Annotated in this window: 19 protein-coding genes; 2 read left to right on the top strand and 17 right to left on the bottom strand. The window is 46.4% G+C overall.

Annotated elements, in window-relative coordinates; genetic code table 11:
* Positions 1 to 7: 7 nt before the first annotated feature.
* The gene (gene fdhD, locus ACVC9U_RS21785; protein ID WP_020453246.1) at positions 8 to 799 is read right to left on the bottom strand and encodes a formate dehydrogenase accessory sulfurtransferase FdhD; all 792 of its coding nucleotides are present in this window, start codon (positions 797 to 799) and stop codon (positions 8 to 10) included.
* A gap of 266 nt (positions 800 to 1,065) precedes the next feature.
* On the opposite strand from fdhD, the gene ACVC9U_RS21780 reads away from it, so the two are divergent.
* On the top strand, positions 1,066 to 2,328 hold the full coding sequence (locus ACVC9U_RS21780) for an L-lactate MFS transporter (protein WP_441391516.1): 1,263 nt from the start codon (positions 1,066 to 1,068) through the stop codon (positions 2,326 to 2,328).
* 33 nt (positions 2,329 to 2,361) lie between these two features.
* Positions 2,362 to 4,713 carry an FdhF/YdeP family oxidoreductase gene (locus ACVC9U_RS21775; protein WP_441391515.1) on the top strand — a complete coding sequence of 784 codons (2,352 nt, stop codon included), beginning with the start codon at positions 2,362 to 2,364 and terminating at the stop codon, positions 4,711 to 4,713.
* 50 nt (positions 4,714 to 4,763) lie between these two features.
* Here ACVC9U_RS21775 and ACVC9U_RS21770 read toward each other — a convergent pair whose 3' ends face one another.
* The 16 genes from ACVC9U_RS21770 to upp form a co-directional block, all read right to left on the bottom strand.
* A complete protein-coding gene (locus tag ACVC9U_RS21770) occupies positions 4,764 to 5,456 on the bottom strand; it encodes a VWA domain-containing protein (protein WP_023857089.1) in 693 nt (230 codons plus the stop codon).
* Between the two features lie 369 nt (positions 5,457 to 5,825).
* Positions 5,826 to 6,512 (bottom strand): VWA domain-containing protein, encoded by a 687-nt coding sequence (locus ACVC9U_RS21765; RefSeq protein ID WP_020453250.1) that lies wholly within the window; start codon positions 6,510 to 6,512, stop codon positions 5,826 to 5,828.
* Positions 6,513 to 6,829: 317 nt separating this feature from the next.
* A complete protein-coding gene (spoIID, locus tag ACVC9U_RS21760) occupies positions 6,830 to 7,846 on the bottom strand; it encodes a stage II sporulation protein D (RefSeq protein WP_145651674.1) in 1,017 nt (338 codons plus the stop codon).
* Positions 7,847 to 8,042: 196 nt separating this feature from the next.
* Positions 8,043 to 9,353 carry a UDP-N-acetylglucosamine 1-carboxyvinyltransferase gene (gene murA, locus ACVC9U_RS21755; protein WP_145651672.1) on the bottom strand — a complete coding sequence of 437 codons (1,311 nt, stop codon included), beginning with the start codon at positions 9,351 to 9,353 and terminating at the stop codon, positions 8,043 to 8,045.
* A gap of 32 nt (positions 9,354 to 9,385) precedes the next feature.
* A complete protein-coding gene (locus ACVC9U_RS21750; RefSeq protein WP_441391514.1) occupies positions 9,386 to 10,129 on the bottom strand; it encodes a YwmB family TATA-box binding protein in 744 nt (247 codons plus the stop codon).
* A gap of 136 nt (positions 10,130 to 10,265) precedes the next feature.
* A complete protein-coding gene (locus tag ACVC9U_RS21745; protein WP_003186001.1) occupies positions 10,266 to 10,499 on the bottom strand; it encodes a DUF1146 family protein in 234 nt (77 codons plus the stop codon).
* 382 nt (positions 10,500 to 10,881) lie between these two features.
* Positions 10,882 to 11,277, bottom strand: a complete 396-nt coding sequence (locus ACVC9U_RS21740) for a F0F1 ATP synthase subunit epsilon (protein WP_020453254.1) — start codon at positions 11,275 to 11,277, stop codon at positions 10,882 to 10,884.
* Between the two features lie 23 nt (positions 11,278 to 11,300).
* The gene (gene atpD, locus ACVC9U_RS21735; RefSeq protein WP_145651668.1) at positions 11,301 to 12,722 is read right to left on the bottom strand and encodes a F0F1 ATP synthase subunit beta; all 1,422 of its coding nucleotides are present in this window, start codon (positions 12,720 to 12,722) and stop codon (positions 11,301 to 11,303) included.
* A 25-nt stretch (positions 12,723 to 12,747) separates the two neighbouring features.
* Positions 12,748 to 13,602: an ATP synthase F1 subunit gamma gene (gene atpG / locus ACVC9U_RS21730; protein ID WP_020453256.1), complete on the bottom strand. Its 855-nt coding sequence runs from the start codon at positions 13,600 to 13,602 to the stop codon at positions 12,748 to 12,750.
* 88 nt (positions 13,603 to 13,690) lie between these two features.
* Complete coding sequence (gene atpA, locus ACVC9U_RS21725; RefSeq protein ID WP_020453257.1) at positions 13,691 to 15,199, bottom strand: F0F1 ATP synthase subunit alpha; 1,509 nt, start codon at positions 15,197 to 15,199, stop codon at positions 13,691 to 13,693.
* Between the two features lie 7 nt (positions 15,200 to 15,206).
* Positions 15,207 to 15,761 (bottom strand): F0F1 ATP synthase subunit delta, encoded by a 555-nt coding sequence (locus ACVC9U_RS21720; protein WP_043925149.1) that lies wholly within the window; start codon positions 15,759 to 15,761, stop codon positions 15,207 to 15,209.
* A complete protein-coding gene (gene atpF, locus ACVC9U_RS21715) occupies positions 15,758 to 16,276 on the bottom strand; it encodes a F0F1 ATP synthase subunit B (RefSeq protein ID WP_043925150.1) in 519 nt (172 codons plus the stop codon). Before atpF ends, ACVC9U_RS21720 begins: the two co-directional genes overlap by 4 nt.
* Before the next feature lie 174 nt (positions 16,277 to 16,450).
* The gene (gene atpE, locus ACVC9U_RS21710) at positions 16,451 to 16,663 is read right to left on the bottom strand and encodes a F0F1 ATP synthase subunit C (RefSeq protein ID WP_020453260.1); all 213 of its coding nucleotides are present in this window, start codon (positions 16,661 to 16,663) and stop codon (positions 16,451 to 16,453) included.
* A 49-nt stretch (positions 16,664 to 16,712) separates the two neighbouring features.
* Positions 16,713 to 17,444 carry a F0F1 ATP synthase subunit A gene (gene atpB, locus ACVC9U_RS21705; RefSeq protein ID WP_065644471.1) on the bottom strand — a complete coding sequence of 244 codons (732 nt, stop codon included), beginning with the start codon at positions 17,442 to 17,444 and terminating at the stop codon, positions 16,713 to 16,715.
* Between the two features lie 7 nt (positions 17,445 to 17,451).
* Positions 17,452 to 17,835, bottom strand: a complete 384-nt coding sequence (locus ACVC9U_RS21700; RefSeq protein WP_020453262.1) for an ATP synthase subunit I — start codon at positions 17,833 to 17,835, stop codon at positions 17,452 to 17,454.
* Positions 17,836 to 18,235: 400 nt separating this feature from the next.
* Complete coding sequence (upp, locus tag ACVC9U_RS21695; RefSeq protein ID WP_003186017.1) at positions 18,236 to 18,865, bottom strand: uracil phosphoribosyltransferase; 630 nt, start codon at positions 18,863 to 18,865, stop codon at positions 18,236 to 18,238.
* Between the last annotated feature and the right edge of the window lie 71 nt (positions 18,866 to 18,936).

Below are 18,936 nucleotides of genomic sequence, written 5' to 3'. Positions count from 1 at the left end.
GCCTCCTTTATGTTAACTGAATTCGCTCGTGATGCGTATATACATTGAATGACCGGTTCCTGGCAAAACCAATCGTCATGATATTCAGCTCCTCCGCCATTTGAATGGCCAGCTCGGTCGGCGCCGACTTGGAAATGACCGCGGAAACCCCGATTTTCGCGGCTTTGAGCAGCACTTCCGAAGAAATTCTGCCGCTGAACACGATCAGCTTGTCGCGCACAGGAACCTGGTGAAGCAGACAATATCCGTACAATTTATCAAGCGCATTATGTCTTCCGATATCAGATCTGACTGCAATCAGCTTGTCAGCGCTGCACAAAGCGGCATTATGAACGCCCCCCGTATGGCGAAAAAGCTTGCTGCTTTTCTGCATGTCGCGCATCAGCGCCAAACAGTTCTCAGGCGTAATGGTCACGCCGTCAATCGCCGTTTTTGCGGTTTTGACGTCCTGCTGGAAATAAAAATGCCGCCCTTTTCCGCAGCAGGAGCCGATCACCCGCTTCGTGTAATCCTTCAGTACCAGCTTTTTTGAGCTGACAAGGTCGACATATGCGAATCCGAGACTTTCATCTATTGTAAACCTTTTAATCTCATTTTTAAATCGGATCACACCTTCAGATGCGAGAAATCCGATCACCAGTTCTTCCAGGCTGTCCGGCGAACAAACAAGCGTGACAAATTCCTCGCCGTTCACCATGACAGTCAGGGGGAATTCCGTTGCCATCTGATCTTCTTGCTGTGTCATCTCTCCATTATCATAACGGAAAATTTTTCGGCTTGTTGTGATGTTTTTCCCCATGAATAAACCCCGCCCCTTTGTTTCTTATCATATCTATTACTATACTCGTCTATCATGCCGTTTCACAACCGTCAGGTCAAATTTGGAAGCTTCATCTTGTTGATAGCTTGAAAACATGATATTATTTTTTAAAAGTTCAAAAAATATACACTTTTCAAACAGGATGCCTTTCTTCGCAGCAACCACGGAAACCGCTTTCAAACAATCGCTCCCCGGCAGCCTTCTGTCTTTATGACAAGCCTTTCTTTTCCACAGGAGGTTCTCGCATGAAAAAAGTGAAAAACAGGTGGCTCATTGCTTTATGTGCTGTAGACATTCATTTGTCTATCGGGTCTGTATACGCATGGAGCGTCTTTACAAACCCGCTCGCTGAAACCTTCGGCTGGAGCCTCAGCCAGATCAGCCTGACGTTCAGCATCGCTATTTTATTTCTCGGTCTTTCAGCCGCATTTTTGGGACACTTCGTCGAAAAGCACGGCCCCAAAAAAGCAGGCATGCTCGCCGCTCTTTTCTTCGGAGCTGGCGTGACGTTTTCAGGCTTCGCCGTTCAGATCGGCTCCCTTCCCCTGCTTTATTTGTTTTACGGCGTCTTCGGAGGAATCGGACTCGGCGTCGGCTATATTACGCCCGTATCTTCGCTTGTTAAATGGTTTCCTGACCGCCGCGGCTTGGCTACGGGGCTTGCTATTATGGGATTCGGATTTGCGGCCTTGATCAGCAGCCCGATCATGCAGAAGCTGATCTCAGCGGTCGGTATAGCCAATACCTTTTTTATTCTCGGCATCTGCTACTTTCTTGTGATGATGCTGTCTTCGCTTTACCTCGCTCCGCCGGAAGACGGCTGGAAGCCTGAAGGATTTTCAATCGGAAAAAACAGAAAGGCGCAAAGCGCCGATATTTCCCAGCTGACGGCAAATGAAGCCATTAAAACGAAACGCTTTTATTATTTATGGCTGATGCTTTTTATTAATGTTACGTGCGGAATCGCCATCATATCCATCGCTTCACCGCTGGCGCAGGAAAGTGCGGGCATGTCCGCCGCCGCTGCTGCCGCTCTCGTCGGCGTTTTGGGCGCATTTAACGGCTTAGGGCGAATCGGCTGGGCCTCTGCATCTGATTACATCGGCCGGCCGAATACGTATACCGTCTTTTTCGCTGTACAGCTGATCGCCTTTCCGCTTTTGCCATTTATTTCCGACAAGGCCATCTTCTCTGTTTTAATGGCATTGATCTATACGTGCTATGGAGGCGGGTTTGCCGCAATTCCGGCTTATATCGGGGATTTGTTCGGAACAAAGCAGCTCGGTGCAATTCACGGATACATTTTAACGGCATGGGCGGCGGCAGGACTTGCGGGCCCGATGTTCTCTTCTTGGGTGCGTGATGCAACAGGAAGCTACAGCCAGAGCCTGACGGTTTTTGCAGCACTGTTCGCCATCGGCCTGTTCATTTCGATCTTCATTAGAACCGACATTAAACAGTTGCGGAAAAAAGCGGCGGTTCATGTCTCAAACTCGATAAAAGGATGATCTGGCAGTATCCGCTGGAAAGGAGAGAATGGAATGGGAAGAACAAAGCATGAAGGTCCGATGAAACTGAATAAAAAGCCCGCGCCAAAACTGTGGGCGTCTTGGGCGCCGATGGGACTCGGAAAGGTAAAGCCAAAGCATATCAGAGATACGATGAAAACGGCATGGGACAATAAAGACAACCTTTCGTACGCCTACAGAATTTTGACGCAAGGCGTGTGCGACGGCTGTGCGCTCGGTGTATCCGGACTCCGTGATCAGACGCTCACAGGGCCTCATCTATGCACGACGCGGCTGAACGTCCTCCGCTTAAATACGATGCCTGCGATCGAGGACAAATGGCTGTCCGCCGACATTGAACAGCTGAGAAAGCTGGACAGCACCGAGCTGAGAAAGCTTGGACGCATCCCTTATCCGCTGTCGAGAAAAAAAGGAGAACGGTCGTTCTCGAGAATTTCATGGGATGAAGCGCTCAGCCGAATCGCGGACAAAATCAAATCGATTGATAAACGACAGCTCGCCTTTTATTTAACGGCCAGGGGGATTACGAATGAGGTATACTATACGGCCGCCAAAGCGGCTCGGTTTATCGGCACAAACAACATTGACAACGCCTCGCGGATCTGCCACTCGCCAAGCAAAACGGCTTTAAAAAGGTCCCTTGGCATCGGCGCCTCAAGCTGCAGCTACCGAGACTGGATCGGGACGGATGTCCTCGTCTTCTGGGGATCTGTCGCCGCCAATAACCAGCCGGTGTCAACAAAATACATGTATGCCGCCAAAAAAGCGGGAACAAAAATCATTATGATCAACCCGTACCTGGAACCTTCGATGGAGAAATACTGGATTCCATCGATAGCTGAGAGCGCCCTTTTCGGCACCAAAATCACTGATGACATTTACCAAGTCAATATCGGCGGCGACATTGCCTTTATGAACGGGGTAATGAAGCACTGGTTTGAGATGGAACGGGAGGCCCCCGGTTCAAGCATTGACCGCGCTTTTATCGAAGCACACACAAACGGGTTCAATGAGCTTAAACAGCATATCGAAAAACAAAATTGGAAGACGCTTGAAGAGTCATCCGGCATATCGAAAGATAGAATGAAAGAATTCGCCGTCTTGCTGGCCCGGGCGAAAACCGGCGTTTTCATTTGGAGCATGGGACTCACACAGCACCGTTTTGCGACCGACAACATTTCACAGGTGGCAAATCTCGCCCTATTACAAGGATTCATCGGCAGAAAGCATTGCGGTGTCATGCCGATCAGAGGGCACAGCGGTGTGCAGGGCTCTGGAGAAATGGGTGCCGATCCTTTCGTCCTGCCAGGCGGTGATTTTGACGAAGAAAATGCCGCACGGATCGAGAAGGTTTGGGGCTTCCGTATACCGACTTGGCAAGGCGATACGATCGGCCAGACGATCGAAAACATGCTGCTGCCGAGCGAAAACGAAAGAAAAGTAAAAGTGTTTTATACAAGCGGAGGCAACTTTTTGGAGACGATGCCGAACCCCGATTTTATCAAAAAAGCATTACAGGAAGTTGAGGTGAGAGTCCATCAGGACATCATCTTCAATACTTCTACCCTTGTCGATTCCAAAGAAGAAGTTATCATTCTCCCCGCAATGACAAGATATGAACAGCCTGGCGGAGGAACCTCAACAAGTACGGAACGGATGGTATATTTCAGCCCTGAAATTAAAGGACCGCGCATCGGAGAAGCCCGTTCTGAATGGGAAATTTATATGGATCTTGCCAAACGGGTTCGGCCCGAAGACAAAGAACTGATCCATTTTGACGACGCTGCGGAAATCCGTGAAGAAATCGCTGCTGCCAACCGGAATTATGAAGGGATTCAGCATTTGAAAAAACGCGGAGATGTCTTTCAATGGGGCGGCGCCTGGCTTTGTGAAGGCGGGATGTGTCCGACGGCAGACGGCAGGGGTAACCTGATCCCCGTCGATCTTCCTGAAAACAGACAAACTGAAGGACGCTTCCTCGTGACGACAAGACGGGGAAAACAGTTCAATTCGATGATTTATAGTGAAAAAGATCCTTTCAACGCGGCAGATCGCCGGGATGTCATGATCAATCCAAAAGATGCCGAGGAGCTTTATATTCAAGATGGAGAAGCGATCGTTTTATTCAACCGCTACGGAACTTTCCAAGGCCGGGCAAAATATGCCGGCGTACAACGCGGAAACACGGCTGTCTACTGGCCGGAAGGAAATGTCCTGATCCCTAAAGGCGTATACGAAAACTATGCCCGTATTCCGGAATACAACACGGCGGTCATGATTGAAAAGGCGGAGATTTTCCATTCAAGAAAAGATCCGCGCTATGCAGAAAAACGAATCGAAGAACTCGAAATGTCGACAGATTAGCTTAACAGAAGGTCGGGACGGCGCTGCTGCCGTCCCGCTCTCGTATGGAGTTACTGAGACAGTTTTACGCCTTCTTCTTTCCATACCTTTTTAAAATCAGAAGCTGAGTCGGCTTCAATCAATTTTCCGCCGCCAGCAGCAGCTACTTTTTTAAGCTTTGCTTTTTCTTTCACGGTTTTCACATCAAGTCCAACGATGTTGACGATCGTTTTAATGTTGGATTTGCGCAGATCTTTCGCTGCCTGAACAGGGTCTCCTCCGCATGTTTCTTCACCGTCTGTTACGATGTAAACATAATTCTTACCATCTTTATCGGCAAGATCTTCTTTTACATCATAAAGAGATTTTGCAATCGGAGACCAGCCTGTAGGCTTGATTCCGCTTAAAGCGTTTTCGAATGAGTTGGAAGAAAACGGCTGCAGATCATAGACGGTTTCCGTCGTACCGCAAGATAGTTCTTTTCCGGAGTTTTTATTGTTGCCTTTATGTCCGAACACATTCAGCATCACATTCGCATCGCTTGAAAGCAGGTCAGCAAAGTCGGTTACGGATTCTTTGGCAATATCAAATTTTCTTTCTCCTTCAACCTTTTGTGCCATGCTGCCGCTTGCGTCAAGCACAACTGCAACATTGACATCTTTTTTGCTGTTGTCCGCATTTCCGTCTTCAGCCGCGAAAGCAGCAGCCGGAGCCAATGACAAAAGCATGGTGAACGTTGTTAACAGAGTAAACCTTTTTTTCACCTTTCTCACTTTCCTTTCCGCACTTTTTTCGAACCGATCTTCCGCATGAGATCTAGTCCACCAACATCGTAAAAGAAGGCTTGATAGAAATAAATAGGCCGGATCTCCTTTTCAAATTCACAAATTCTTCATAATCCTTACGATAATCGACCGACACTTTCACTTAAGTCCTACCAAAAAAGTCCGCTAAAAGACCGTCTTCGTCCCAATAAAACAACAGTTACGACAAATTACCCCTCCAAAGGATTCAGCGGGGTTCAACGTTCTGAAACAATAACTTAATATTTGTAAAGTGTTTTGCTTGACTTTTGACAATCTTTTCATCAAAAAAGGAAAGCTGCGGAAACATGTCCACAGCTTTTTTCCAGTTTATTTAGAAAGCTCGATTGCTTCCTGAGTGAAAATTCTTTTGATGTCATTTTTGGTTTTTGCTTGGAAATATTCACCGCCGCCGGCTGCTGCGATGCTTGTCAATTGTCCGTGAAAATCTCCTTCATAATCAAAGCCGATCACGTTGACAACCGCATTAGATTTGCGCAGTTCTGTTGCAACTTTTACCGGATTGCCTCCGCATGTTTCCTCACCGTCTGTCAGCAGGTAGACGACGTTTTTCCCGTTGTTGTTCAGCTGATCAAGCGCGTTTTTGGCATCTTGCAGCGCGTTTGCGATCGGTGTCCACCCAGTCGGTCCGATGCCGTTTAATGAATTGCGGAAGCTTTGCTCGTCATACGTTTGGAATCCGTACACTCCTCTGATTGCATTGCAGGATTGTACTTTTCCGGAGTTTTTATTGTTTCCCTCTGAACCGAAAACCCTCATGAGCACGTTTGCATTTTCAAGCTTAGAACCAAAGCTGAACGCCTCATTTTTGGCAAGCTCGTATTTTGAGACTCCGCCGATCTTTTTAGCCATGCTGCCGCTTGCATCAAGCATAATCGCGATGTTAGGCGAATCTTCGGCAACTGTTACCTCCTGTTTTTTCTCAGCTGCGAAAGCAGGCGAACCAAGGCTAAGAACCATAGCGGTCAAAATCCCTAATGTCAGCTTCTTCTTCATTTCTCCCTTTCCCCTTTCTGAAATAAAGTCGTTAACACATTAATATCGTAGAAGAACACCAGGGAGAAATAAATAGGGCATGTCTCCTTTTCCTCGTTATTCATTTCAGCATACAACAAGCGGATATAATAGACTTTATAGCCTGTTAACCCTTATATTGACAAGACATTCACGGCCTTTTGACGCTGTTCAGCAAGCCCTCCGGCACATGATTCTTGAAATATTTGTATAATATTTTGGCGTGCAACAACTTCATGAGAATGCCAAATTTTGATGACATTTAAAAAGACGCCGCCAATAAGGCAGACGTCTCTTTTTTATTTTTTCGCCATGTATTTATTTAAAAATTCATCAGCATTGGATACGGCTGTTCCTTTGTAATAATACTTGACGATCGCTTCAGCTTTCTTGCCGTCTTTCGCCATATAATGCGCGCCGTATTGGCTCATTCCTACTCCATGTCCAAAACCCCTTGTCGTGACGGTAATCTGATTGCCGTCGCGTTTCCAATCAAAGTCTGCCGATTTGAGGCCGAGCTTTTCCCGAATATCTCTTCCCTCAAGCTTCTTCCCATTGATGACGGCAGTCGCTACGCGTTTTCCCGGCGTTCTTTCAGTGATCTTCCCAATGCTGTTTGAGCTGGGCAGCTTCACGCCGAGCTTTTGTTCAAATTCAGCGACAGTAAACGTTTTGTGGTTCAGGAATTTCGGCGACTTTGTATCCCAGGAGCTTTTCACGCTTTGCAGGTACGGAATATCACTTGTCCAATAGGCCCCGGCATTCTCAGTGTACCCGTTGCTCGTCGAGAAAAACGAAGCGTCAATCGGCTTATGATCATAGGTTAAAATTTTGCCTTGCGTACTGGCTACAGCTTCGGTCACTTTTTTGATTTTCCAATCGTAATCTTTCTTCCACAGCCTGCGAAGCTCCTCTTTGTTTTTATACACCTGGAACATCTGCGTATCATCGACGAGCGAGCCCTTCGGTGATTGGACAGCCTGTTCTGATACCATTTGCCTCACAATATATGTGCGGGCCGCGAGCGCTTGTGCTTTTAAAGCTTCGATATCGAAATCAGCCGGCATTTCCGAGGCAACGACACCGATGACATACTCTTCAAGCGGAATGTCTTCAACTTTCCGGTCAGCCGTTCTGTAGACCGGAATTGAAACGGGAGACTCTTTTAAGGTGACTTTCTTTTTTTCCTCGTGTTGCTGAGCGTGTTTTTCTGTTTTGATTGCCCCCGGTCCCCCGTGAAAAGGGAGGACAAGCAGTGTTGGTATGAGTAAAATCAGCATGCAGATTCCTGCTAGTACAATAAATAGCTGTTTCAAATCAGTGCCCCCATTTCTGTTTTGTCTCTTTTATTTTATGGGCGGGGACAAGCTAATATGACTGTACTTTTCAACTGCGGCTGCGTATTTTAAAAGCCATTCTTGTGCATAATGATAGATATGGGAGGCATACTGATATAGAATACTTGAAACGTAAAAATCAGTATGCCGTATGACATACTGATTTCACGTTGATTTATGCGTTTAAATCGGATACAACTTCTTTATTTTCAATATGAACCGCTTCTTCATCGTTAACGCGCTCAATATCAGCGCCGAGACCGGCAAGTTTTTGGTGGAAGTTGACATATCCCCGGTCTAAATGTTTTAATTCGGTTACGCGCGTATGACCGTCAGCGACAAGGCCAGCAAGGATAAGAGCTGCGCCGGCGCGAAGATCCGTTGCGGCCACCTCGGCACCTTGAAGCTGCACAGGACCATTAATGATGACAGAACGGCCTTCGATTTTAATATCTCCGTTCATACGGCGGAATTCTTCCGCATGCATGAAGCGGTTCTCAAAGACGGTTTCTGTGATCATGCTGGTTCCATTTGCGCGCATCAAAAGAGCCATCATCTGTGACTGCATATCAGTCGGGAAACCTGGATGTGGCATTGTTTTTAAATCAATAGGCTTCAATTGAGAAGGACCGATGATCCGAAGACCGTCTCCTTCTTCCAGGATTTGAACGCCCATTTCTTCCATTTTCGCAATTAAAGACGTCAAGTGCTCAGGAACCGCTCCCTTTACCAGTACGTTCCCTTCGGTAATCGCAGCGGCAACCATGAACGTTCCCGCCTCGATCCGGTCAGGAATAATGGTATGTTTTGCACCATGAAGCGCCTTAACGCCTTCAATTTTAATGGTGCCTGTACCGGCACCCCGAATTTTACCGCCCATTGCATTGATATAGTTAGCCAGATCAACGATTTCAGGCTCTTTAGCAGCGTTTTCGAGCGTTGTCGTGCCCTCAGCTAAAGCTGCAGCCATAATCAGGTTTTCAGTTGCTCCGACACTAGGGAAATCAAGATAAATTTTTGCTCCTTGAAGGCGGCCTTCTACAGTCGCTTCAATAAAGCCGTTTCCGACTTTAATTTTTGCGCCCATTGCTTCAAAGCCTTTCAGATGCTGATCGATCGGTCTTGAACCGATTGCACACCCTCCAGGCAAAGCCACTCTCGAGTGACCTGTGCGAGCAAGAAGCGGACCCATCACCAATACAGATGCGCGCATTTTACGAACATATTCAAACGGAGCTTCCGTAGACAAAGTGCGAGATGCATCAACCGTTACTGTATGATTTTCAAAATGTACACTTGCGCCTAAATGACGTAACACTTCGTTAATCGTATATACATCGGAGAGCGTAGGCACATCACATATTACGCTTTTTTCTTCACTGGCTAATAAAGATGCAGCGATAACTGGTAAAACGGCATTTTTTGCTCCTTCAACTTTGACTGTGCCGTTTAACTTTCGACCGCCGCGGACGATGATTTTTTCCAAGGTATTCCCCTCCGCGTCCCAATTTCTCTATATTAATATTCAGTCGTGACGATTGGTGTGCCAACCGTGACGTTAAGTTTTTCGCCCATTCCCGCATTTCTAAGCGAGACTTGCAGATTCATACGGTGTTTTTCTGTCTTGATGGATTCTTTCCACTCGTTAGTGTAAGCAGAAATAGAAACGAAATTTGGTTCGATTAAATCTTCAACTGACTTTGCATCAAATTCATGTACTAGTTCATTTGCTTTTTTTTGCAAAACAACATTCATCATACCATTTAAATGGCCCTTTAGACAAGTAAAAATTGCGGTCTTTTCTCGCATTATGTCGAATGCATCCCGTTCAAACTGCTTATATGTAGCATTCCAGTTTTCCCGCGGTCCCGCGCCTTTTTGCTCATACAATAAATACGAAACAAGTCTCTGGTTTTTGTGGGTGGATACCAAATGTATTTTGGAATTGATGTGATTTTTTTTGTCCTGAAAAACACCTGTTGCTTTAACTGTATCATCGTCTTCCCGCGTTAAAGTCCATTGATATTGTCGATGCTGTTTCTTGAAATGTTTCAGTTTTGCAAAAAAATCTTTTTCACTTAGGGTAAGCTGTTTTTTTGTATGCAAGGTCCATTCTTCAATCTCGACATCATGGCGGCTCAAACCTTCCGCCAGCTGTTCCAGCGGCGTATTGCCCGCTGCTTCAAGCGATTGAAAGACATGAACAATTAAAAATAAAATCACAATAAAAATGAGGGCATTAACCGTTTGTTTTGTCTTCATTCCGCATCATCCTCTCCTACTCTCCATTGTTGACGGATCGCAGGAAAAGCATACGTGGAAAAACAAGGTCCCCCGGTGATTTTGCGGAACGCGGCGTTACCCACATTTGTCCATTCCCAAAAACTCTTTTACTCAATCATGAAAATAAATTTTGAAGCTGTCTGGAATAATAAAGATAGTCCAGGAAAAAATTGCTGACGGTGGAGCCGACGGCGATTGTAATGATGATCATTAACACCCTCGCCTGAATGACTTTTCCTTTCCTGATAAGCGGATCAATATTGACCGCCAGAAGAGCCCACCAAGTCAATGCAATAAAAAAAAGATGAACGATGATACTGACAGCAGCCTGTTGTCCGATCTCTTCCATTATTGATGACGCCTCCTTACGTTCCAGCCGGTCTGGTGGTTCCGGCCTGCCTAGTCTCTTCTGCTGTGGGATAAAGGAATGATGCCGGTCATTTCAAGTCATTTTAACAGTTTTGATGTTTCATGTTAAGACGTTCATGGATAGAACTTTTTCCCATAGATGGAGTATCCTCTGTTGCCTGAGGCGTATGTTGAGGAGCTTGCTTGAATGTCTTACGTCCTCTTTCTGGTGGAAGAGAACATAGCTTACTATTTTGTATTATAGATAGATTCAAACTAAAAAGGCGAACAATTTGTGAACTTTTTTCAACATTTTCAATTCTGTTTGATCATGAATATAAAAGAACCCTTCCCATCCTTAAATATGGGAAGGATCCTCATCTTTATCTCGCAACATCCAACCGGTTAATCGCACGTTTTAAAGCAAGCTCTGCCCGAATAATGTCAACATCTGGCGTATGCTTTTGCAAACGTTCCTCGGCACGCCGTTTTGCGGCCAAAGCGCGTTCTTTGTCAATTTGTTCAGATGTTTCCGCCGTCTGGGCCAGAATGGTGACATGGTCAGGGCGGACTTCCACTATGCCCCCGCTGACGGCAACCAGCTCAGTTTGACCGTCTTTTTTCAGACGGACTGCAGCAATTTTTAGCGGAGCAACCGTCGGAATATGGCCGGGTAAAATACCAAGCTCACCGCTCTCTGCTCGAACGCTTACCATTTCTATATCCGCATCGTATACTGGGCCGTCGGGAGTAACGATATTGACTTTTAAGGTCTTCATGCTTTTACCCTCCTAGGACCAGATTATACTTCTACACCCATTTCTTTCGCTTTTTCGACAACTTCTTCGATTCGGCCGACAAGACGGAAAGCGTCCTCTGGAAGGTGATCATACTTACCTTCAAGGATTTCTTTAAAGCCTTTTACCGTTTCTTTGACAGGAACATAAGAACCTTTCTGTCCCGTAAACTGTTCAGCTACGTGGAAGTTTTGTGAAAGGAAGAACTGTACGCGGCGCGCACGGCTGACGACAAGCTTATCATCGTCAGAAAGCTCATCCATACCGAGAATCGCAATGATATCCTGAAGCTCTTTATAGCGCTGCAGGATTTGCTGTACTTGGCGGGCCACTTGATAATGCTCTTCTCCGACGATTTCTGGAGCAAGTGCACGAGAAGTGGAAGCCAGAGGGTCAACCGCAGGGTAAATACCCATTTCAGACAGCTTACGTTCAAGGTTTGTTGTCGCATCCAAGTGAGCGAACGTTGTTGCCGGTGCCGGGTCAGTGTAGTCATCGGCAGGAACGTAGATCGCCTGAATCGATGTAACGGAACCGACATTTGTAGATGTGATCCGTTCCTGAAGCTGCCCCATTTCAGTTGCAAGCGTCGGCTGATAACCAACCGCTGACGGCATGCGTCCAAGAAGCGCAGATACTTCAGATCCGGCTTGAGTGAATCGGAAGATGTTATCGATAAAGAACAATACGTCCTGACCTTCTTTATCACGGAAATGCTCGGCCATTGTAAGTCCTGTCAAGGCAACGCGCATCCGCGCACCAGGCGGCTCGTTCATCTGACCGAAGACCATTGCCGTTTTGCCGATAACGCCGGAATCTTTCATTTCATAGTACAGGTCGTTTCCTTCACGCGTACGCTCGCCGACACCTGCGAATACAGAGATACCGCCGTGCTCTTGAGCGATGTTGTTGATCAGCTCCTGAATCAAGACGGTTTTTCCAACTCCCGCTCCTCCGAAAAGACCGATCTTTCCGCCTTTGATATATGGAGCGAGCAAATCGACGACTTTAATACCCGTCTCTAAAATTTCAACCTCTGTTGATAGCTGATCAAACGTTGGAGCTTCTCTGTGAATCGGATCTTTGGCAGCATCAGCCGGAAGCGGCTCATCCAAATCGATGTTTTCTCCGAGTACATTAAATACGCGGCCGAGTGTCACGTTTCCGACCGGAACGGAGATCGGCTCTCCCAGGTCGATGGCTTCCATTCCGCGTGTAACACCGTCAGTTGAAGCCATTGCAATCGTCCGAACTGAATCATCACCCAAGTGAAGCGCTACTTCAAGGGTAAGATCGATATCCACTTCATTCTCGTTCTGCGCTTTATGTGTAACTTTAATCGCATTATATATTTCAGGCAAGTGACCGTCTTCAAAACGAACGTCTACGACCGGTCCCAATACCTGGCTAACGCGTCCTTTTTTCATCTCTATCCCTCCTGACAAGCTTTTTCTATTCTAAGGCAGCTGCACCGCCGACAATTTCCGTAATCTCCTGCGTAATCGCCGCCTGACGGGCACGGTTGTAAGACAGTTCGAGGTCAGCGATAAGCTCTTTCGCATTATCCGTTGCGTTTTTCATCGCTGTCATCCGCGCAGCGTGTTCACTTGCTTTACTGTCCAGAATTGCGCCGAAAATCAAGCTCTCAGCGTACTGAGGCAGAAGCACTTCCAAAATTTCTTCTTCGTCCGGTTCAAATTCATAGGAAGTTCTTTTTTTGTTTGGCGCGATATCTGATAATGGCAGCAGCTTTTTCTCCGTCACCTCTTGAGAAATCGCGCTGACAAAGTGGTTGTAGAACAAGTAAAGTTCATCAAAGGTCTCATCGATAAACATTTGTATCGTACTGTTCGCCAAATCCTTGATTTCAGGAAAGGACACTTCGTCCCTGATTCCGGTCATTTCGGAAATGACCGGGATGCCGCGTTTTTTGAAGAACTCGCGTCCCATTTTTCCGATCGCGATGACCGCATATTCGTCTTTTGACTGATGGCGCTCCTGAATTTTCTGGTACGCTTTGCGGAGAACGTTTGCGTTAAAAGCGCCGGCAAGTCCGCGGTCAGATGTGATGACCAGATAGCCGGTCCGCTTCACGGGACGGCTCGACATCATCGGATGCGTTCCCGTGTATCCAAGCGCAATATCAGCAACGACTTCCTGCATTTTCTCCATGTATGGAACGAACGATTTTGCTTTACTCTCAGCGCGGTTCAGCTTTGAGGCAGAAACCATTTGCTGAGCTTTGGTGATTTGACTCGTTTTTTTATTTGAAGTAATTCTGGATTTAATATCCCGTAATGAGGCCAAAAGGTTTCACCACCTTTTTGTTTTCAAATTCACTCCGAATTTACGTGAAAAAGAGAGAAAAAGAAGATCTTTTTCTCACTTCAAATGTTTAGTTGCTGGGTGCAAACGTACGTTTAAAGCCTTCGATCGCAGCCTTCATGTCCTCGTCGGCCGGAAGGTTTCCTGTCTGAGCAATTGAATCAAGGAGATCTTTATGGTTTTGATCAAGGTACATAAAGAACTCTTCTTCAAAGCGTCTGATGTCCTCTACAGGCACATCATCGAGGAATCCGCGGGTCAGGGCATAAAGAATGGCAACCTGCTTTTCGACGCGGAGCGGCTGGTTCAGATCCTGCTTCAGAACTTCCACTGTACGGGCTCCGCGGTTCAGCTTGGCCTGCGTCGCTTTATCAAGGTCAGATCCGAACTGTGCAAATGACTCAAGCTCGCGGTAAGATGCCAAGTCAAGACGAAGCGTACCGGCTACTTTCTTCATCGCTTTGATTTGTGCAGATCCGCCGACACGGGATACCGATAATCCAGGGTTGACGGCAGGGCGCACGCCTGAGAAGAACAAATCAGACTGCAGGAAGATCTGTCCGTCTGTGATTGAGATGACGTTTGTCGGAATATAGGCTGAAATGTCGCCAGCCTGCGTTTCAACAAACGGCAATGCTGTTAAAGATCCTCCGCCTTTAGCGTCGCTCAGTTTTGCAGCGCGCTCAAGCAAGCGGGAGTGCAGGTAGAATACATCTCCAGGGAATGCTTCACGGCCTGGAGGACGGCGCAGAAGCAAGGAAAGTTCACGATAAGCCGTCGCTTGTTTTGAAAGGTCGTCATACACAACCAGCACGTGTTTTCCGTTGTACATGAATTCTTCACCCATCGTAACACCCGCATACGGCGCAAGATACAAGAGCGGTGCAGGCTGTGAAGCGGAAGCTGTGACAACGATGGTATAGTCAAGAGCGCCTTTTTTGCGCAGCGTTTCAACGACTCCGCGAACAGTCGATTCTTTCTGACCGATCGCAACATAGATACAAATCATGTCCTGATCTCTTTGGTTCAAGATAGTGTCAATCGCAATCGATGTTTTACCCGTCTGACGGTCACCGATGATCAGCTCACGCTGGCCGCGGCCGATAGGAATCAGCGCATCAATCGGTTTAATTCCCGTTTGAAGCGGTTCATGAACGGATTTACGATCCATAACACCAGGTGCCGGGCTTTCGATCGGACGGGTTTTGCTTGTGAGAACCGGGCCCATTCCGTCTACAGGCTGACCGAGCGGATTGACAACGCGGCCAAGCAGCTCTTCACCGACGGGAACTTCCATGATCCGGCCGGTTCTTTTGACTTCGTCACCTTCGCGGATGTCTTTGTAAGGTCCCAAAATAACGATACCTACGTTTGATTCTTCAAGGTTCTGAGCTAAGCCCAGCACACCGTTTGAAAATTCGACAAGCTCACCTGCCATACAGTTATCAAGGCCGTGCACGCGTGCGATACCGTCACCGACCTGAATTACCGTACCTACGTCGTGAACTTCTATTTCAGACTGATAATTTTCAATTTGCTGTTTAATAAGAGTGCTAATTTCTTCAGCTTTGATGCTCACTTAGGTTTCACCCCTTCTTTCGATTTTCGCCTGCTAATTGACGTTCTATCCGGTCAAGCTTTCCTCTTACACTGCCGTCATAAATACGGTTTCCGATGCGGATTTTCACACCGCCGATCAGATCCGGATTCACTTCGTTCCTGACGCGCAGTGAAGCGGCGCCTGCTTCTTTCGCAAACACTTGAGAAAAAGAGGAAATTTCCTCTTCGCTGAGCGGTTTTACAGAGTATACGATCGCGTCTTCCGTCCCGCGGAACCGGTTCGCCATTTTGACATATTCGTCCGCGAGATCCGGGACGATTGACGTGCGGCTGCGGTCAACGAGAAGATAAAGCGTATGTAAGACTGCAGTCGAAACGGATCCGAACGAGTCTTTTAAAATCTGCTTTTTCTTTTCAGCGGGCACTTTAGGATGACTCAGAACGGCATTGAGGTCTTTATGATCAATAAATATCTTCTTAACGACGGTCAGCTCTTCTTCTATTTCATTGACCTGCTTGGATTCAAGGGCAATGTCAAACAAAGCGGCTGCGTAGCGTTTGGAGACAGCTGATTGGCTCATCGGCTTTCTCCTACTTCTTTAAGATAGTCTTGGATCAATTTTTCCTGGGCTTGTTCGTCAAGCTCTTTTTCGATCACTTTCGAAGCGATCATCACAGACAATGATGCAACCTGCTCGCGCAGCGCGCTGACAGCCTGGTCTCTTTCTTTGACAATCTCGCTTCTGGCTGATTCTTTCATGCGTTCTGCTTCCTGGCGCGCAGCCTTAATGATTTCATCCTTTTGCTGTTCTCCCAGTTTTTTCGCGTTTTCAATCAGAGACTGGGATTCTTCGCGCGCTTCTTTCAAAAGCGCCTGCTGCTCTTCAATGAGCTTCTTCGCTTCTTCATTCTTTTTCTCGGCAGAGGAAATCTCTCCGGTAATGTAGTCTTCACGCTCTTTCATTATATTTAATAGCGGCCCTAAAGCGTATTTCTTCAAGAGCGCTAACAAAATCAGCATGGCAACAAGCTGGAACAGCATCGTTCCGGCGTTAAACCCTACTCCTGCACCCATAACCTGTGGTAAAAAAGACATCGAATACGGCAACTCCCTTCTTGCAGATTATCTCTCCGAGGCCATCGAAAAAATGTTCTCCCTCTTTTTTCAGGAGGGTGTTTCTTCCGGCCGTTATGACAGTTCAAGCAACCATAAAGCAATGGCGAAGGCCTCTTGCAGTGATCTTCGCCATTTTACTAGTTATATAAGTTTTTAGCCGAAGAATGCTAAGAACGCGATAACAACAGCGATAATCGGAAGGGCCTCAACCAATGCTACCCCGATGAACATAAGCGTTCTTAATTCTTTACCAGCCTCAGGCTGACGTGCGATTCCTTCTACTGTACGTGATACGATAAGTCCGTTACCAATACCTGCACCAAGTGCACCTAATCCAATTGCGATTGCAGCTGCTATTAAATTCATGAAAAAGTTCCTCCTTTAAATTGTTATCCTTATCGGATATGTCTTATTTTTAGTGTTCATGACTTACTTTGTGAGACATGTAAACCATTGTTAACATCGTGAAGATGAATGCCTGGATTGTACCTACGAACAAGCTGAACGCCTGCCATAAGATCATCGGCACAACCGCTCCAATGGTTCCAACCAGCCCCATGAAAATGCTTTGAGAATAGAAGTTGGTTGCCAGTCCGGCAAGAAGGCCGAGCAGAATTTCGCCGGCGAAAATATTACCGTAAAGACGCAATCCCAATGTTAATGTGTTCGCAAATTCTTCAATGATTTTGAGCGGCACTAAATATGGAATTGGTCTGAAAAAATCTTTGGTATACTCCCCCAACCCTTTTCTTTTCACTCCGTAGTAATGAGTGAGGCCTACTACCATGACGGCGAGGGTTAAAGTAACCGCCGGATCGGCTGTCGGGGATTTCCACCATAATTCATGGCCTACTGTAATGGAAAACGGAAGGCCGAGCATGTTGGCAACAAATATGTACATCAGCAGGGTTATGCCAAGGGCGAGAAAGTCTCTGCCGACTTTAAGATCCATTGTGCTGCCGATAATATTGCGAACAAAGTCGACAATCCACTCCATAAAGTTCTGGGCTTTCGTCGGCCGGATCGCGAGTGTTCTTGTGGTCAGCACCGCTATCAGAAAGACGATGATGCTTGTCACAGTAATCATTAAGATACTTGATACATCAAAGTTAAGGCCTAAAAAGTTAACAACTCTTGATTCGTGCAAAGGGTCTTCACCTCTCTTCCATTGATGAACGTTTTAGCTGGATAAAGGAATCTATCATAATGACAGGATAAATTGTCATCAACCCCACAATGACGCCTGCCAAATGAATATATTCAGGGTATTTATAAGCAATGGCCGCCGCGATAATGGCGTTGCACAATCTGGAAGCAGTCCCGAGAGAACGGATCATTTTGCCTTTTGCCACTGCTTTATCGAAGGCCTGCATCCTTTTGGTCAGCAGCCAGAGATTGAAATAGCTGAAAACAGTGCCGGTAATCAGGCCTAAAAAAATCGCCTGAAATGGCAGAAATCCATAGCCTAACACGCAGACTGCTAAAATATATAGGACATATTTTTGTTGCCTACGGAATGAAAGACTCGCATCGGTCATCAAATACGCTCCTGATGTGAAAATTTTAAATCTATCTTACGATTACGGTAAACTAGGCGGTCTGACCATTTTACAGAACGTAGTGTTCTGCTCAAGACTTCACACACTCCGAAAATTCTCGGGCTGGTGATCTGTCTGTCGCCTGCAAATATGGGGTTTTCAAAGGATTTTAACAGAGGACTGGTCATTATGATAACCGCTATGAAAACCTTATCATAATAGCCTATTTTAGCATACAATAGCCCCCCTGAGGTGTCAATCTGTTTAAAGTTAAAAAACTATTCATAATCACAGCGCCTCTCACAAAATGTTCACAAATTCGCCCCATTTAAGACGCACACATGTTTAATTATGGTATAAAACACAAAAAAAGAAAACCCTTTTTCAGGATTTTCTTACATTATTTCGTTCCGAACATGCGGTCTCCGGCGTCGCCCAATCCGGGAACGATATATCCTTTTTCATTTAGTTTTTCATCCAAAGCGGCAATGTAAATGTCAACATCAGGATGATGCTTCTGAACTTCGTCTACACCTTCCGGAGCAGCGATCAGACACATAAAACGGATATTTTTTGCGCCGCGTTTCTTCAAGCTGTTCAGCGCCTCTACCGCCGAACCTCCGGTAGCCAGCATCGGATCGACGACGATGAATTCGCGTTCTTCAACATCGGATGGAAGCTTGACATAATATTCAACAGGCTTCAATGTTTCAGGATCACGGTAAAGCCCGACATGTCCGACTTTTGCAGCGGGGATCAGCTTCAAAATTCCGTCTACCATTCCCAGTCCCGCTCTTAGAATCGGAACAACCCCGAGTTTTTTTCCGGCGATAACGTTTGACTTTGCCATTTGCACAGGAGTTTCTACATTCACTTCCTCCAGCGGCAGGTCCCTCGTAATCTCAAATGCCATCAGCGTTGCAACCTCATCAACAAGCTCTCTGAATTCTTTTGTTCCGGTCTTTACATCCCGGATGTATGTAAGCTTATGCTGTATAAGAGGGTGGTCAAACACATATACCTTTCCCATATCCGTTTTCAGCTCCTTTTTTTCACACACTTCTATTGATTCTACATAAAAAAACAGCTTGTTTCAACAAA

This window comes from Bacillus sp. GM2 (assembly GCF_056155945.1).
The sequence above is the reverse complement of the archived record's forward strand: the minus strand, read 5'-3'. Positions and strand labels throughout refer to the sequence as shown.

Bases quoted from the DNA above. Each gene is read 5' to 3' on its own strand.
- fdhD (WP_020453246.1), bottom strand. From the start codon at position 799: ATGGGGAAAAACATCACAACAAGCCGAAAAATTTTCCGTTATGATAAT.
- ACVC9U_RS21780 (WP_441391516.1), top strand. From the start codon at position 1,066: ATGAAAAAAGTGAAAAACAGGTGGCTCATTGCTTTATGTGCTGTAGAC.
- ACVC9U_RS21775 (WP_441391515.1), top strand. From the start codon at position 2,362: ATGGGAAGAACAAAGCATGAAGGTCCGATGAAACTGAATAAAAAGCCC.
- ACVC9U_RS21765 (WP_020453250.1), bottom strand. From the start codon at position 6,512: ATGAAGAAGAAGCTGACATTAGGGATTTTGACCGCTATGGTTCTTAGC.
- ACVC9U_RS21750 (WP_441391514.1), bottom strand. From the start codon at position 10,129: ATGAAGACAAAACAAACGGTTAATGCCCTCATTTTTATTGTGATTTTA.
- ACVC9U_RS21745 (WP_003186001.1), bottom strand. From the start codon at position 10,499: ATGGAAGAGATCGGACAACAGGCTGCTGTCAGTATCATCGTTCATCTT.
- ACVC9U_RS21740 (WP_020453254.1), bottom strand. From the start codon at position 11,277: ATGAAGACCTTAAAAGTCAATATCGTTACTCCCGACGGCCCAGTATAC.
- atpD (WP_145651668.1), bottom strand. From the start codon at position 12,722: ATGAAAAAAGGACGCGTTAGCCAGGTATTGGGACCGGTCGTAGACGTT.
- ACVC9U_RS21720 (WP_043925149.1), bottom strand. From the start codon at position 15,761: ATGAGCCAATCAGCTGTCTCCAAACGCTACGCAGCCGCTTTGTTTGAC.
- atpF (WP_043925150.1), bottom strand. From the start codon at position 16,276: ATGTCTTTTTTACCACAGGTTATGGGTGCAGGAGTAGGGTTTAACGCC.
- atpE (WP_020453260.1), bottom strand. From the start codon at position 16,663: ATGAATTTAATAGCAGCTGCAATCGCAATTGGATTAGGTGCACTTGGT.
- ACVC9U_RS21700 (WP_020453262.1), bottom strand. From the start codon at position 17,835: ATGACCGATGCGAGTCTTTCATTCCGTAGGCAACAAAAATATGTCCTA.
- upp (WP_003186017.1), bottom strand. From the start codon at position 18,865: ATGGGAAAGGTATATGTGTTTGACCACCCTCTTATACAGCATAAGCTT.